Raw genomic sequence first — 15868 nt, 5'->3', positions numbered from 1 at the left:
TACCTATTGGATGGCTAGGTTTAATATATAAATCTTCATCATAATTCCGTAAAACAGAAAAAGTTTATAAGAAAAAGAAGAGAGTCTAATTACTTATTTTATACGAAAGGATCATTTGAAGATATTGATAATTACGTAATTTGTTGAGATTACTAAATCAGTGATTTAGATTATATGTGTTAGGTTTGGAGAGGGCTTTAAAGTAGTCGTTTAATATGTAATTTTATTACTCCAATAAGATTTTGACTGTTTATTAAGAATGGTTGAGTTTTCATCTCAAATTATCACTAGCGTACTAATTTTGTGTATATCACTCTGCGAGAGGTGATTGTATATTAAATAGATTTATTTCTTAATCTAAGATTCAGAGTCATTGTTGCGTATATATATTTTTTTACTATGTTCTTTTTAAGTTATTAGATAATGTGATAATCTATATATTTTACAGTTAATACTATTTTCTTATTCTGATATATATTATTCTTTTTTTAGCAAAATGTTAGTAGAAGTTAATATATTTTATAGTATATAGTATGTTTTTTTTCGAAAAGAACCTTTTTTCTTGTATCTTATATTTATCATAATAAATAGATCTATTCTCTAATAGATTGTGTTCCTTGCCTCTATAGGACAGGGTTAATCTTGATATGAGGCTGACTTATCCGTAAGGAGCGAATTAAATGCGTCATTATGAAATTGTATTTCTGGTGCATCCTGATCAAAGTGAACAGGTATCTGGCATGATTGAACGTTATAGTAGTATTATAACGATATCAAAAGGTAAAGTTCACCGTCTTGAAGATTGGGGGCGTCGCCAATTAGCTTATCCAATTGATAAGCTTCACAAGGCTCATTATGTACTTATGAATATAGAAGCATCAGAGGAAGCTATTGATGAATTAATAAATAGTTTTCGGTTTAACGATGCTATTATTCGTAATATGATTATACGAATTAAAGACGCAGTGACTGCACCATCTCCAATGGTTCGAGCAAAGGAAGAGCGTCGAGATCGTCATGAGGATTTTTCTAATGATTCGATTTCTAGTACAGAAATTAGTAATATCTCATAAAAAATCTTCTTTATTCGGGATGAATATGTAATTTTTTTTTGGAGTTATTCGTTAGGAACCAATAAGAATTGTTAGTCTATTAAGGGTTTCATATTGTCAGATAATTATTAAATATAATGTATAAGATATAGAAGCTAATTACAACTAGAGAAGTGGGTGTTAGATGCTTAATTGTAATAAGTGGTGATATTTGTTAGGTGATAAGAAAGTTTATAATTTTAGTTAATATGCTTAAATTTTAAAGGGGTAATTTCTTCAATTAAGGCTTGAATGGTTTGAGATAAATCATGCTTCATGTCATGAAGATTGAGTTTATAGAGTTTGGAGAGTAATTATATGGCCCGTTATTTTCGTCGTCGTAAGTTTTGTCGATTTACTGCCGAAGGTGTGCAGGAGATTGATTATAAAGATATTTCTATATTGAAAAATTATATTACTGAAAGTGGAAAGATTGTACCAAGTCGAATTACTGGTACTCGCGCAAAATATCAGAGACAACTTGCAAGGGCAATTAAACGAGCTCGATATTTATCTTTATTGCCGTATACTGATTGTCATCAGTAATTGAATATTCTTTGGTAAATTAAAGAGGATTGTGAATATGCAAGTGATTCTGCTAGATTGCGTAGAAAATCTTGGTAAATTAGGCGACCAAGTGAATGTCAAAGCAGGTTATGCTCGTAATTTCTTAGTCCCAAAAGGAAAAGCTGTTTTAGCCACTAAAAAAAATATTGAATTTTTTAATATTCGTCGCTCAGAGTTAGAAGCTAGAGTGATGGAGGTTCTTACTATTGCTCAGAAGCGAGCTACGAAAATTAATGAGTTAGGAAGTGTTACTTTGTTCGCTAAATCAGGTAGTGAAGGTAAATTATTTGGTTCAATTGGGACTCGTGATATTGCTTTAGCTGTTACAAAAGCTGGTATTGAGGTTTTGAAAAATGAAGTACGCTTACCAAATGGAGTATTGCGTACAATTGGAGAGCATACAGTAGATTTTCAAGTTCATAGCCAAGTTTTTGCTACATTAATTATTAACATTGTGTCGAGGTCTTAATTTACATCGTGAATATTTTAGTTTTTCTATATAAACATTATTATAGCATAGAATGAATTTAATCTTAAGTATAAAGATAAATTTAATTATTTATTGGATAATAAATGTTATAAAAAAGGATAAATTATTTTTCGATATGGTATTTAAAGATTAGTTATTTGTATTGACATGAATAAAAAAAAGGAGCAAATCAATTGAGATGGTTAGATCGAAATTTATTTCGATAATATATCTGTCATAAATAATATAATCAATGAATTAAAAAATGAGCATAGAAATATTATGCTCATTTTAAATCATAACTCTGAATATATATAAAATACTTGTTTTATACATTATAATCATCAATTTATTTGTGAATTAAGTATTCTACTGTAGATAGTGAATTGCTATTTCTTTAGTGTCTAAACACTAAAGAATCGGAATTCGATTAATAGAACTCTTAAAATTCGTTCTAATCTAAAAAAATTAAACATTTTATGTATTTGGCGGAACGGACGGGGCTCGAACCCGCGACCCCCTGCGTGACAGGCAGGTATTCTAACCAACTGAACTACCGCTCCACGGTATTAAGTTTATATTATATATAATTATCATATATATGATAGATCAAATTTTATATGTAGTCAATATTTTATTAAAAATTTATTTTACGCGCTTTATGTCGTTAAATAAAAATAAGAACCTAAGAAAGAAAAAGAATTGTGATTTTTTATTTGTTTTTATTTTTTTTATTCCACAAACACACTCCTCTTTTTTCGATTATTTCAAGATATGTTCTATGTTCTATAAGTTCAGATTTATTTGCTCGTATAATGCGTAATTTAGAATCTGCTTGCTTAATAAACCGCATTTTTTCTACATTTTGTATACTATTTAGATTTCCTGTTCTAGGTAAAGCAAAAGAAGTTTGACCTCCAGTCATGCTTAAAAATATTTTTGCTAGTAATTTTGCATCAAAAAGCGCACCGTGTATTATACGCTTACTGTTGTCTATATTATAACGCGCGCAGAGTGCATCCAGGTTATTTCGTTTGCCAGGAAATAACTTACGTGCTATAGATAAGGTATCTATTATTTTGTAGCATTCTTCTATTTTAGAGATTTCATGATTTAGTTTAAAGAATTCATGATTTATAAAGCCAAGGTCGAAATTAGCATTATGCATTACTAATACAGAGTTATGTATATAGGTTAAAAAATTTTCAGAAACTTGAGCAAATGTTGGCTTATCTTTTAAGAATGCATCAGAAATGCCATGTACTTTGAATGCCTCTGGATCTATTTCTCGATCGGGCTTAAGATAGACATGGAAATTATTATCTGTTAAGCGTCTATTTATTATTTCAACAGCTCCAATTTCAATAATACGATGCCCCTCATATGGAGTACCAATTATATTCATACCAGTAGTTTCGGTATCTAATACAATTTGCCTCATTGTGTTTATTTTATTCATAAAATTTATACATGCCAGTGGATTTAGTATTTGTTATGGTTTATTTGTCTGTAAAGGAGTTTACCAGATATGTGTAAAAAGGTAGAAGTTTTTACTGATGGATCGTGTTTGGGTAATCCTGGTCCTGGGGGATACGGTGTGATTATGTATAGCGATGGTTATAAAAAAACCTTTAGCGCAGGTTTTTATTTAACAACTAACAATCGGATGGAAATGATGGCTGCAATAGTAGCATTAGAATCGTTGCGAAACAGGTCCGTAGTGGTACTAAGCACTGATAGTCAGTATGTTCAACAAGGGATTTCTATCTGGATGACTGCTTGGAAAAAACGTTCATGGAGAACCGTAAATCGTCAAGTAGTTAAAAATATTGATCTCTGGAAGCGGTTAGATGAAGCAATTTCTTATCATCATATGACTTGGCAGTGGATAAGAGGGCATAATGGTCATATAGAAAATGAATCATGTGATACACTAGCCCGTTTTGCAGCTGCACATCCAACTTTCGATGATCTTGGTTACAGTTTATAAGATAATTTTTAGTATTTATGTATAAGTATAGATATGAAAACAAGTTTTTATATTGTATGAATGACTAGTTTTCTACAATTAATACTTATATATAAGTAAGATTGTTTTTATTATTACTAATTTTTGTGATCATTATGGCGTTTTAGTTAAATGACTAATTATAGAGAATTGTATTGTATACTATGATGATTAGTATAATAGATTATATCTGCAATATAAATTGCAGATTGTTTTTGGCCTGTATTGACAATATTTACTTTGGTTTTATAGTTTTTTATTTTTGTTTTTATATTTTTTATTGTGTTTTATCTTTGACCAAAGTTATTATATTTTATATTTTTAATAGAACAATTAAATAGTTATATTTTCTATTTTTAGCTTAACGAAGGTTAAAAAATTTCACTAATTATACATAGATTACCATTGATTAATTCATAGAATATATATTCTAATATATTAGACTCTACGTCTAATGGTATTTAAAGTAGATTTTAAATTAATTTATCTATATAGAATTTAGACATTTAGAGAAGGGATTATATAAAAATACTATTTTATTTTTCACAATCCATATCGTGGTTATGAATCTGATCTGATTATTTTAAATAATTTTCTATATATATTTATTATAAAAATCACGTGTTGGATCTTTAGAATTATATAACTAATAAAATATTATTTTATTTTTTAGAGTATTGATTGTTGTAACTACGTTTGAATGAGGTTGGTGTGAAGTTAATAAGTATACCAGTTCGAAAAGATAATTATGTTTGGATATTGAGTGATAACGATGGTCACTGTCTTATTATTGATCCTGGCGAAGCAGAACCTGTATTACAGATTATAAGTCAATATCGTTGGTCTCCAGTAGCTATTTTATTAACGCATCATCATAACGACCATACGAATGGAGTCTTGGAAATATTACTTTTTTATCCTAAACTTATGGTTTTCGGGCCATCAGAAACACAAGATAAGGGAGTGAATACTTTAGTAGAAGAAGGAGATCAGTTTTATCTTTTAGGTCTGAAATTTATAGTTATATCCACACCAGGTCATACTTTAGGACATGTTGTATATTATACTGATCCTTATTTATTCTGTGGAGATACGCTTTTTTCTGCAGGATGCGGTAGAATTTTTGAAGGTACACCACAACAAATGTTTCAGTCATTACAGAAGATTAATCGTTTACCCGGTAGCACTTTAATATGTAGCGCGCATGAATATACTTTATCAAATTTAATGTTTTCCTGTTTTTTTTATCCAACAGATCCTCTTATAAAAAAATATTATTCTAAAGTTAAAATCTTACGAGAAAAACAGCTTATTACATTGCCTACTAGGTTACAGAGTGAACGTAAGATTAATATTTTTCTAAGAACTCAGGATGTTAATATACACCGATTACTTAATATGGATGTAGTGAATTTTATTGAATGGGAAGTGTTTTCAGCATTACGCAAGAAAAAAGATTCCTTTATATACTGATTTAGTATGAGTAATAACTTAGTGTTTTATGTCATTTAAAATAAACAAATAACTTCATATAGAATAATAGGTGCTCTGTAAACACAGAGCGTAGGATCATTCTATCTATAAATATGATGGGTTGTATTATATACGTTAATTTTTTAAAATTATTTTAACTTTTATAATAATAAAATTATTTATATAATATTTTAGACTGAAATATAGTAAAGTCTATGTAATCTCTAATTATTGGCTTATTATAGGTAAGATAAAGATTTAAATATAACTATGCTTAATATGTTTTCATTAATCAAAGTACGTTTGTTTTATTATTTCTATTTTTTAAGAAGTTAAAAATGTTTAGAAAAACTTCAAAAGTTAGATTATGCCTTATGAAGCCTATCATTTCTATAAATTTATTTTAGATTGAAGATCATCAGGATGAGTGTTTACAGATCTTTATAATTATATTATTTTTATTTTAGTCGATTTACATTAATATTATATTGTATGTTTTTCTAATCTTATGGATATAAGAAGAAGTAGTTGTTTATTCACTGACATTCTATGTCTAGAACTATGATTTTTGGTCGTAATAACTAGAGTGTGATCTATGTGATTTAGGTTAAACTGTATAATGGTGTATTTATATTTTTATATTCTATACATAACGAATGTATAATATTACATTATATTATTTTTAATCAAAAAGAGTTTATTAGATCTTATTTTTTATTCAGACTAAGGTTGTCTATTGCTGGATTACTTTAATTATTATGTGTTTCTATTAATATAACTTATTGAGTATTCAATAGGTTAGTTTCGTAATATATGAAATATTTTGATTATTATCTCTAAAGAGAATTTAAGAGAGTTTTTATAATAAATAATGATGAGTATTTGATTTTAGTTTCTATATAATAGCCTATGTCAGTGACAATATGTATTAATCTTTAGATGAATCGAGTAAAATTATTGTGTTTATTAAGATAAAAAATAAGAATATCAATTGATTTATATTAACCATCTGATAATAAAGAGAGATTGCATATTTTAATATTCTTAGTTAGCATGAAAGATGATATGCTCTTATAGAGATATTTTCTCAAATAGTATTTTTTATTATCTGTTGGAAGAATGAATTATGTCTAATCGTGATACTTTGTTCTTATTACCAAGAAAAGAACTTGGAAATTGGAAATTTGACGCAGAGGTTGTAGAAGTATTTCCGGACATGATACAGCGTTCTATTCCTGGTTATTCTAATTTAATATCTATGATTGGACTATTATCCAGGCATTGTGTTCAAAGTAACTCGTTAATCTATGATCTTGGTTGCGCTCTTGGTGCTGCTGTTGTTTCTATTCAGAAAAATATTAAAGTAATAGGTTGTAAAATTATTGCGGTGGATAATTCTTCATCTATGACTAATAGATGTCGTCATTATATGAATAGTTTTAACTTTAATACTCCAGTGGAAGTTCTTACTATGGATGCTTGCCAGGTACCAATTCATAATGCTTCTTTAGTTTTATTAAATTTCACTTTACAGTTTATTCCTATAGATAATCGACAGAGGTTATTAGATTCTATATGGAATGGAATGAATCCAAAAGGTGTTTTGGTTTTGTCTGAAAAGCTTAGTTTCAGCGATCAAGAGATTGAGAGTTTATTTTTGAAGACGCATTATGATTTTAAGAGAGATAATGGTTATAGTGCATTAGAAATTCAACAAAAAAGCAAAATGCTCAATTCGGTTATGATCACTGAAACTCTTGATGTTCACAAAAAAAGGTTAGAAAAATCTGGTTTTCAGAATTATGAGCTATGGTTTCAGTCTATTAATTTTGGTTCTTTATTAGCATTCAAGAGAAATCTTAATTAATGGATTTTAGTGGATTTTATAACTTTTTAGCTACTAACCACCTTTCGCGTTGGTTAGAAACTTTACCAATGATTTTATCTAATTGGCGGGGCCAATTTAAACATAAGAATTTTAAAGCTTGGGAAAGTGTTGTGCAAACGCTTCCCTTTCTTATTCCAGAATCATTAGATTTGGTGGATGGAGTGAGTGCTGACAGCACTCTGATTACTTGTCGTCATCGCTTAGGTATTGAGAACTTATTACGTCAGTTGATGCCATGGCGTAAGGGGCCTTTTTTGTTGTATGGTATCTATATCGACTCTGAATGGCGCTCGGACTGGAAATGGGATAGGTTGTTTCCATATATCTCTTCTTTATCTGGTCGTATTGTTCTTGATGTAGGGTGTGGTAGTGGTTATCATATGTGGAGGATGCTGGGGGCTGGTGCACGTTTAGTGGTAGGTGTTGACCCTATTCCATTGTTTTTATGTCAGTTTGAAGCGGTGCGTAAGTTGTTGGGTGGGGATCAGCGTGTTCACCTTCTACCGATTTCTATAGAAAATTTACCTATTATGAAGGTATTTGACACAGTATTTTCTATGGGTGTTCTTTATCATCGGAGATCACCTTTAGATCATCTTATTCAACTAAAAAACCAGCTTGTGGATGGTGGTGAGTTGGTTTTAGAAACTTTAGTAGTAGAGGGTGATGATCAAAGAGTGCTTATTCCAAAAGAGCGATACGCTCATATGAATAATGTTTATTTTATTCCATCTAGCGCAGCATTGAAACGATGGGTAGAGCGATGCGGCTTTAAGGATGTGGAGATTGTTAATACTTCTGTTCTCAGCGTTGATGAGCAACGCTATACTAATTGGGCATATAATAACTCTTTATCTAGTTTTCTAGATCCAAAGAACTCAGATAGAACAATGGAGGGGTATCCAGCTCCCTGTCGAGTAATACTGATTGCAAAAAAAAATCTTAAACATATTAGTTTTTAATGTTCTTTTAACTATATTAAAATAATCTATTAATATAGTAATCTTTTCTATCTAGAAATTTATTCTGAAATAACGAAAGAGCATATAGGTATTGGTTGCATAAAAGATCATATCTTATATTTTTTAAATATTATTTATTTTATTTTTTTTATAATTAAGTATTTAAAAATCATACTTTAACTGACATACCGATATTTAGAGATAAAGGGGTAAGTTTCTGATAAGAAAAAGAGTAATAGTTTTTTATTTAGAAAATCCTTATTATTGATAATAAATAAGAATAGTTTTTTAATAATATTAAAATTAATGAAATAGGATTGAGCAGTCTTCAGATAAAATAATCATTTAGTGATTATTTAAGTGGCTTCTTAAGTTCTGATTTTGAAAGATATTCATACGATAATATTCCTAGTTATTGCAGTTGACTTGGAATTTAATACTGTAGAAAAATTTATGGAGATACTCTTATAATCGCGCATACCTTAATCCTTTAATGTATTGTATATTGTTTTTGATTTCATTTTATTATTATAAAATCATATTTTTGTATTATATAATTTATATGGTAAACGTTGAATCATTAGTTTTCCTTTGTGATCGTTCAGTAAGCGTAAAGAAGTATTTTCTTTGAGATTTTTTTTTAAAATAGCTTGAATCCAAGTAGTGGATTTTCCAATCTGGCATGCAGCAAGTATCGTTCCAGAACGACGCCATTCATGGTCAAGTTTCATTTCTAATGCATCTCCGGCTTTCGGAATGCTTTCTGTTGTTCCAGTTAACCAATATAATGATCGTTTAGTAGAATTACGAAATTGAGTTTGCGCGATTATTTCTTGCCCTATGTAGCATCCTTTATTAAAGCTAATAGCATTTAATTCTTGTAAATTAGTTTCTTGTGGAAGAAACTGACCGCTAGTATTATTATCAATAATTGGCAGGCCTGCTGCTATATCTAGCGCTAGCCACTGGTTGCTATCATACAGTTTTTCTTTTACTATTAATATTTCACGGATAACCAATGCCTGTTTTATTGTCGTTATTAGTAAAAAACGTTCAGAAGGTTCTCCAAACCATAGTAATACGTTGTTTTCTGAGTGAACAACTGGTGATATAGAATCAGGCAAAGGTTTAAAGATGGTTTCTAACATAGATCGAGATTGATAACCAGCTATACCAAGTAATACATAATTTTTGTCGATAACGATGTTCGTTTTGGAAAACACTGCATATTTTTTTAAGATATGTGATTGTGTTTCAATTACGTTTCGTCGTGTGATATAGGCTAATCCATTGTCATGATGAAACAGACGTATAGTGCTCCAAATTTTCCCCTTTGGATTACAGTGAGCAGTTATAAGATGCTGGTGAGGTAGTAGGGTTTTTACATTAATTGTCAGCTGGCTTTGTAAAAAATTAATATGATTAGGTCCATTAATATAGACCATCTTCCATTCATCTAACGACATAAGAACAAGAGGAAGATAAGTAGATTCTAGTGATCTACTAGGATGGTAATCTGTCATTACTATAATGGCATCCTCTGTTAACTAAGATTTTTTAGTTTTATATTGATAAGAACTAGAAATATTGCTTGGTAATTAACTTTCTGTGATCACAATAATATATTATATTGCTTGAAAAAAATAATTAAGAGTTATATTTAATATTATTTGATAAATTATAGGTTTTATATTAGATCCTAATTATTTTTTATATTTATCATGTTAACTATAACTGATGTTATCTTTTTATCTGTATAACCATATCATATTGATTGTCTATCATCTAAGTAGTATTAGATTAAAAGTTATAATTTCTATATGACTATATTCCTTTTATCTATCGTGACTAACATTAGATGTAATAGGTAATTTGTAATGATCTTCGTGTATCAATGTTTTATCTATATATCTTATAGATTATAAGTGATTGTTATTTTTAAACAATTATATTGATTAGGTTATAATCTTATTTTTGTCAAGTAAAGAAAAGTTAACAACAGATAAGTTACTTAATTAATATTGATGTATATATGATATATTGTTTTATTATCCACTGAGTTATCTTGTTACAATATCAGAACAAGGTAATAAAATTAAAAATTTTTTTCTTCAGTTTTATTTTGTCAGTAATCTTGATATAATAAATTTATTCAAACAGAGTCAAATACTATATCTCTGCATATATTTTATATTTTTGTTTAAAAAGATATTTTTATAGAAACGAGAATTTTATATTCTAAATAATCTTGTAATGTATTCAATTTAAATCTTACTTGATTGGTATTAAAGATTATCAGCAATGAATTTGTTGAGCATGTGTGTATTTATGTAAGATAGATGTATGAATAAGGAGTATTCTAGATAGTTGTATTTATATTTTATATTTAGTTATATTAATTATTGTTAATATAGTTATTTTTTGTTAATTATGTATGTTATTTTTTTAATTTTAGTAAGTTAGGTTCGGGTATATATGGATTTCTACTTTCTTTAAGCTGGATTTGAATTGGAGATCCTATGATATGTAACGCTTGACGAAAATAGTTTATAAGATATTTCTTATAAGAATCTGGTAGATCTTTAGTCATATTTCCGTGGATTACTATAATCGGTGGATTATATCCTCCGGCATGGGCATATTTTAGTTTAATTCGTCTATTACGAATGCGTGGTGGAGGGTGTTTATCTATAGCCATATTTATAATTTTCGTTAAGACAGATGCTTGCAGTGGGCGCATAGAACAGTCATATGCTTCATTAATGGATAGAAATAAATTATTTATACCTTGTTGGTTTATAGCAGAAATGAAATGAATTCGGGCAAAATCAATAAATTTTATGCGAGATTGAATTAGTATCTTTACTTCGTTATAGCGTGCTTTGGATATAGTATCCCATTTGTTAACAACTAAAATTAACGCACGTCCGTTATGGAGAATTAAACTGAGAAGTGATAAATCTTGATCAGATACACCTTGATGAGCATCGATCACTAATATTGCGACATTAGCGTCTTCAATTGCTTTTATTGTTTTGATTATAGAATATTTTTCGACAACATTTTGTATGTTATTACGTTTACGTAATCCAGCGGTATCAATTAAGATATATCTACGGGAATTACGTTGCATGGGTACGTATATACTATCGCGTGTAGTCCCAGGCAGATCAAAGACTATTACCCGTTCTTCGTCAAGAAGACAATTTATAAGAGTGGATTTTCCAACATTAGGTCGACCAATGATTGCCACTTTAATAGGAGAAGAGGATGAGTATAAATATTTTTTGTTGTTCTGTGTTGTTTTTTCTTTATTGTATATTTGAGGTTTTTGATCAGGGTGTTTTGGATCATTGAATTCTTCCGCTTGTTTGATGTATTCAGGGTTTGTTTGCAGGGCTAATTTTTTGGTCCATAGCAAGAGAATTATTTTTAATAAATTAGTAATACCGAGATTATGAGATGCATCAATTGGATAAACTTTCCCTAAACCAAGTGGCCAGAATTCTGCTAATACAGAATGTGTGTTAAGACCAATTATTTTATTAGCAATTACTATAGTAGGTTGATTTTTACGTAGTAATTCTTGAGCAATGTAAATGTCATCAGGCATTAGTCCAGCTCGAGCGTCAACTAAAAATAAGATGATATTAGACTCATTAATAGCTAGACGTCTTTGTTCTTTTATTAGTTTCTCTAAACCTTTTTGTTGTTTGTTATGTGCACCACCGGTATCAATACAAATAAATTCGTACCCCTCGATACTCGTGCGACCATATTGTCGATCTTGAGTCAGTCCAGGAAAATCAGATACTAACGCATTTCGTGTGCGTGTTAAACGATTAAAAAGAGTGGATTTTCCAACATTAGGACGTCCGATGAGTGTCATTACAGGAAGCATGTTAGAACCTCAGGAGTGTATATAATATATATTGATTCATGATAACTTTTTGACATTCTATAATTCATTTTTTTAAAATATTGTATTAATTTATCTTTTTTAGGATAATTTTATTATATTAATATAATAAACAATCTTATTGATTCAGGAGGTATTAATATTATTGGTAGTTTTTTTCTCTTAAAAATAGTTTTCTTTGAAAGACTTAAAGAAAAGAAAATGTATTTGATGGGCTTTGATTAACTTAATGATAATTAAATAAATAAGTGTTATATTGTATATAATTTTAGATTAAGATATGTACGTTCAATGGCTGAACCAGAAGGATAATGATAATTAGAATGTTCATGTTTGTAAGGTCGTATTCATAATCATACTCAAGAGATCAGTGTATATCTTATTCTTTTATTTATTCATTTAAGTAATGTTATACATGATTATAGTTATGATATTATTTTTGATCCATTTAAATATCATAAGTGATAATGATTAATGTTGTTGTTAATTAATATTAATGCTTCAGAAAATATTTTTAAATTTTATAAAAAATATTTTCTATTTTAGAAGACAATATTTTTAATTAAATAATTAAAAAAATGCATTTATTATAGAGAATTTCTTTCTATGGGTGATTGGTGATTAATGGTTATTTCACTTTTTCTAATTATGCTTAAGTAAAAGCATAGAGCTTAATTGTATTTAAATAGATTTAGTCAGGAAAAGAAACCTATATTAAGATTTTATGATATTTATTAGGAATAACGATGTTTCATTAAGAATGATATTTAGTTTTTTACATAAATCACTAAAACCTCAATATTAATTTTTAAATCTTTGATTCTGTTAATTTTTTTAATTTTTTACAACATTGATAACCTTCTAGAGGGAGATTTAAGAACTTAAGATAATTGTTAGGATTTAGTGAATTTATAGTTATAAACTATAGATGCACTTTGTAATCAAAGTATAATTGTTAGCCATATATTCTGATTATCGGAGATATCATTAGATTAATGAATAAATTATTGTATGCTTATTATCTGTATTGTAAATAGGTTTTATTAAATTTTGTTTTTTTAAAATTTTATAATTATCATGTATTATATTAATAATAAATCATATGATAAGAATAGTGAACATTTTTTAGATAGCATAAAGAAATTTTAGTTCTATATTATCTACATTTGATTATTTTTATTTTGAAATTTAGACAGATATACGATGTTGAGTTTACTATTATAGGTTTTTGACTGATTAAAGTTTAACTAAGGTTAAGAACCTTATTGCATGTCTATATAATTAGAGTGAGTAATTCTCTCTATTCAGTTGACTGTAATTATAATAAAAAATTTTATTTAGGTATAGTAAAATTGGTATTACCTCTAGTAAAACATTTTTAATTAGTATTAGATTTTAACAGTATATTTACGATAATGATCGTATTTTGATTAGTTTTTTTTAAAGGAGAATATATGTTGATTAGAGTTAGTTCTTTGTATAGTGATACCATTCACTTCTTTCGGCATCAATGGTTTAATATTATATTAATAGCATTTTTGATTTCATGTATAACGATATTACTGAATAAGACTTTCATGCCATCTCTTGATCAGATTCAAGTTCTTAACAATAAAGAAGTGATTAGTTCAACTAATAATCTAATAGAAATTATTCGTAATATGTCTCTTCAGCAACAACATGTTCTTTTACAAGTCTCTGCGGTTGGAACCTTTTCTTCTTTAGTCGGAAACACCATTCTATTAGGTGGAATGCTTAGTTTGATTTCTATCGCATCATCTGGAAAAAAGGTGAGTGCATTAATTGCATTAGGTGCTTCTATTCCAAGTCTTTCCCGTCTCTTTTTATTAATTTCTCTAATGACATTAAGTATTCAACTGGGATTTATGGTATTAGTTTTTCCAGGTATTGTATTATCAGTGTTATTTGCGTTAGCTCCAGTAATTTTAAATACTGACAAGGTAGGGATCTTGACATCTATACAGACTAGTAGTCAAATTGGATGGAGTCAGATACGGTTAATAGCACCTCCCGTCATGTTTTGGATGTTATCTAAGGTCTTTGTTCTTTTATTAATATCAAAGTTAATATCTGTTCCTCCAGATATAGCTTCTATTATTCTCAACACTTGTAGTAATTTAATTTCTGCTATATTGATTATATATTTATCTCGCCTTTATATGTTATTAAATTAAACTATATTTAATTGTTTAAAACAAACTAGCTGTTATACAAATTATTGATATTTCTTATGTTGGACATTGTTATGAAGAAATTATTTGATGCACTTCCTCTGTTATTTTTTTTTATTTTTTATAATATATACGATATTTTTATTGCTTCTGCAGCAATGATTGTTACTTCTGGATGTAGTTTAGTTATGAGATGGTGGTTGTATTCTAAATTAGAAACCTTGTCATTGATTTCTTTTGCTTTTATTTTTATTTTTGGAACTTTGACTATTTCTATGCATAACCCAGACTATATTAAGTGGAAGGGGACAATTTTATACGCACTTATTTCTATAGTGTTTTTATATAGCCATTTTTTTATGCAAGAGACTCTTGTTGAGAGCATGTTAGGTAAAGATATTCATTTGTCCAAATCTTCTTGGCGACGTTTAAATATCATCTGGGTAATCTTTTTTGTTTTTTGTAGTATTATGAATACATATAGCATCTTTTATTTTTCTCAAGCAATGTGGGTAACTTTTAAGGTATTTGGATTAGGAGGATTTGTTTTATTATTTGGATTATGGAATGGAGTTTATATTTATCGTAAATTATATACTAACAATAGTATCTTAAAGAGAAATAAGTAAAATTATAATAGGTTATAGTATTTAACTAATTAAGAGTATGTCATGAATATAGATCTAAGAAAACCGCCTGGTAAGATAGTTTTAAGAACCCTAGCTATGCCGGCAGATACTAATGCTAATGGCGATATATTCGGTGGATGGTTAATGTCACAAATGGATATTGGCGGCGGTATTTTAGCTAAAGAGATAGCAGAAGGGCGTGTAGTTACGGTACGTGTTGATGATATGACATTTTTAAAGCCTGTAAAAGTAGGTGATGTCGTGTCATGCCATGCTTGTTGTATTGGTACCGGCAAGAGTTCAATTAGAATTAAAATAGAAGTATGGATAAAAAAGATATCTTCAGAACCACTTGGCCAGCATTATTGTACAACTCGAGCTATGTTTGTTTATGTTTCTGTAGACAAGAACGGTAATTCGCGTCCTTTACCAGAAGGAAAAACTGGATGGGTTTTATAACCATCTTTATAGTTCAAATTTCAAATTATCCTATTTTATGAATGAATCTTATTCTCTAAAATATTCATAAAAAGATTGATTTTATTCTATATAGAAGGGTATTTGAGTATAAAATACGAAATGTAGATATTGTGGTATGGTTTTCTTTTATCAGATATAAGCTAAGACATTATTTTTAAATTCATGACAATAAAATTAATAATTTATGTGG

General features: G+C 28.5%; 13 protein-coding genes and 1 tRNA gene. 10 read left to right on the top strand and 4 right to left on the bottom strand.

Features of this window, described 5'->3' with window-relative positions; translation table 11 throughout:
• Positions 1-680 precede the first annotated feature (680 nt).
• The 3 genes from rpsF to rplI all read left to right on the top strand — a co-directional run bounded on the left by rpsF (position 681) and on the right by rplI (position 2127).
• A complete protein-coding gene (gene rpsF / locus HACICURT3053_RS02385; protein ID WP_157992138.1) occupies positions 681-1073 on the top strand; it encodes a 30S ribosomal protein S6 in 393 nt (130 codons plus the stop codon).
• Between the two features lie 336 nt (positions 1074-1409).
• Positions 1410-1637, top strand: coding sequence for a 30S ribosomal protein S18 (gene rpsR / locus HACICURT3053_RS02380; protein WP_157992137.1), 228 nt, complete (start codon positions 1410-1412; stop codon positions 1635-1637).
• Between the two features lie 37 nt (positions 1638-1674).
• Positions 1675-2127, top strand: coding sequence for a 50S ribosomal protein L9 (gene rplI / locus HACICURT3053_RS02375; RefSeq protein ID WP_157992136.1), 453 nt, complete (start codon positions 1675-1677; stop codon positions 2125-2127).
• A gap of 486 nt (positions 2128-2613) precedes the next feature.
• On the opposite strand, the gene HACICURT3053_RS02370 is transcribed toward rplI, so the two are convergent.
• Together HACICURT3053_RS02370 and dnaQ are read right to left on the bottom strand one after the other, a co-directional pair.
• Positions 2614-2690: transfer RNA gene (locus HACICURT3053_RS02370), tRNA-Asp, on the bottom strand.
• Positions 2691-2839: 149 nt separating this feature from the next.
• A complete protein-coding gene (gene dnaQ, locus HACICURT3053_RS02365) occupies positions 2840-3586 on the bottom strand; it encodes a DNA polymerase III subunit epsilon (protein ID WP_157992135.1) in 747 nt (248 codons plus the stop codon).
• A gap of 69 nt (positions 3587-3655) precedes the next feature.
• Here dnaQ and rnhA point away from each other — a divergent pair, with 69 nt between their 5' ends.
• The 4 genes from rnhA to cmoB all read left to right on the top strand — a co-directional run bounded on the left by rnhA (position 3656) and on the right by cmoB (position 8458).
• Complete coding sequence (gene rnhA / locus HACICURT3053_RS02360; RefSeq protein ID WP_157992134.1) at positions 3656-4117, top strand: ribonuclease HI; 462 nt, start codon at positions 3656-3658, stop codon at positions 4115-4117.
• A 729-nt stretch (positions 4118-4846) separates the two neighbouring features.
• Positions 4847-5608: a hydroxyacylglutathione hydrolase gene (gene gloB, locus HACICURT3053_RS02355; protein WP_157992133.1), complete on the top strand. Its 762-nt coding sequence runs from the start codon at positions 4847-4849 to the stop codon at positions 5606-5608.
• A gap of 1126 nt (positions 5609-6734) precedes the next feature.
• Positions 6735-7475, top strand: a complete 741-nt coding sequence (cmoA, locus tag HACICURT3053_RS02350; protein WP_157992132.1) for a carboxy-S-adenosyl-L-methionine synthase CmoA — start codon at positions 6735-6737, stop codon at positions 7473-7475.
• Complete coding sequence (cmoB, locus tag HACICURT3053_RS02345) at positions 7475-8458, top strand: tRNA 5-methoxyuridine(34)/uridine 5-oxyacetic acid(34) synthase CmoB (RefSeq protein WP_157992131.1); 984 nt, start codon at positions 7475-7477, stop codon at positions 8456-8458. The genes cmoA and cmoB overlap by 1 nt, the downstream gene beginning before the upstream one ends.
• A 536-nt stretch (positions 8459-8994) precedes the next feature.
• Here the strand turns inward: cmoB and ygfZ are convergent.
• Both ygfZ and der read right to left on the bottom strand, forming a co-directional pair.
• Positions 8995-9981, bottom strand: a complete 987-nt coding sequence (ygfZ, locus tag HACICURT3053_RS02340) for a tRNA-modifying protein YgfZ (protein ID WP_157992130.1) — start codon at positions 9979-9981, stop codon at positions 8995-8997.
• A gap of 914 nt (positions 9982-10895) precedes the next feature.
• The gene (der, locus tag HACICURT3053_RS02335; RefSeq protein WP_157992129.1) at positions 10896-12359 is read right to left on the bottom strand and encodes a ribosome biogenesis GTPase Der; all 1464 of its coding nucleotides are present in this window, start codon (positions 12357-12359) and stop codon (positions 10896-10898) included.
• 1472 nt (positions 12360-13831) lie between these two features.
• On the opposite strand from der, the gene HACICURT3053_RS02330 reads away from it, so the two are divergent.
• From HACICURT3053_RS02330 to yciA, 3 genes are all read left to right on the top strand, one after another.
• A complete protein-coding gene (locus HACICURT3053_RS02330) occupies positions 13832-14572 on the top strand; it encodes a YciC family protein (RefSeq protein WP_157992128.1) in 741 nt (246 codons plus the stop codon).
• A 71-nt stretch (positions 14573-14643) separates the two neighbouring features.
• Positions 14644-15198 carry a septation protein IspZ gene (gene ispZ / locus HACICURT3053_RS02325; protein ID WP_157992127.1) on the top strand — a complete coding sequence of 185 codons (555 nt, stop codon included), beginning with the start codon at positions 14644-14646 and terminating at the stop codon, positions 15196-15198.
• Between the two features lie 42 nt (positions 15199-15240).
• Entirely contained in the window at positions 15241-15657 is a 417-nt protein-coding gene (gene yciA, locus HACICURT3053_RS02320) for an acyl-CoA thioester hydrolase YciA (protein ID WP_157992126.1), read from the top strand.
• The last annotated feature ends 211 nt before the right edge of the window (positions 15658-15868 follow it).

Origin of the sequence: Candidatus Erwinia haradaeae, assembly GCF_900698855.1 — a bacterium.
GTDB classification, from domain to species: domain Bacteria; phylum Pseudomonadota; class Gammaproteobacteria; order Enterobacterales; family Enterobacteriaceae; genus Erwinia_E; species Erwinia_E haradaeae_F.
Note: the sequence above shows the minus strand (reverse complement) of the source record. Positions and strands in the feature narration are given on the sequence as shown.

What these genes read in the sequence shown, in the direction of transcription:
- rpsF (WP_157992138.1), top strand. Translation starts at nt 681, where the DNA reads ATGCGTCATTATGAAATTGTATTTCTGGTGCATCCTGATCAAAGTGAA.
- rpsR (WP_157992137.1), top strand. Translation starts at nt 1,410, where the DNA reads ATGGCCCGTTATTTTCGTCGTCGTAAGTTTTGTCGATTTACTGCCGAA.
- rplI (WP_157992136.1), top strand. Translation starts at nt 1,675, where the DNA reads ATGCAAGTGATTCTGCTAGATTGCGTAGAAAATCTTGGTAAATTAGGC.
- dnaQ (WP_157992135.1), bottom strand. Translation starts at nt 3,586, where the DNA reads ATGAATAAAATAAACACAATGAGGCAAATTGTATTAGATACCGAAACT.
- rnhA (WP_157992134.1), top strand. Translation starts at nt 3,656, where the DNA reads ATGTGTAAAAAGGTAGAAGTTTTTACTGATGGATCGTGTTTGGGTAAT.
- cmoA (WP_157992132.1), top strand. Translation starts at nt 6,735, where the DNA reads ATGTCTAATCGTGATACTTTGTTCTTATTACCAAGAAAAGAACTTGGA.
- cmoB (WP_157992131.1), top strand. Translation starts at nt 7,475, where the DNA reads ATGGATTTTAGTGGATTTTATAACTTTTTAGCTACTAACCACCTTTCG.
- ygfZ (WP_157992130.1), bottom strand. Translation starts at nt 9,981, where the DNA reads ATGACAGATTACCATCCTAGTAGATCACTAGAATCTACTTATCTTCCT.
- der (WP_157992129.1), bottom strand. Translation starts at nt 12,359, where the DNA reads ATGCTTCCTGTAATGACACTCATCGGACGTCCTAATGTTGGAAAATCC.
- HACICURT3053_RS02330 (WP_157992128.1), top strand. Translation starts at nt 13,832, where the DNA reads ATGTTGATTAGAGTTAGTTCTTTGTATAGTGATACCATTCACTTCTTT.
- ispZ (WP_157992127.1), top strand. Translation starts at nt 14,644, where the DNA reads ATGAAGAAATTATTTGATGCACTTCCTCTGTTATTTTTTTTTATTTTT.
- yciA (WP_157992126.1), top strand. Translation starts at nt 15,241, where the DNA reads ATGAATATAGATCTAAGAAAACCGCCTGGTAAGATAGTTTTAAGAACC.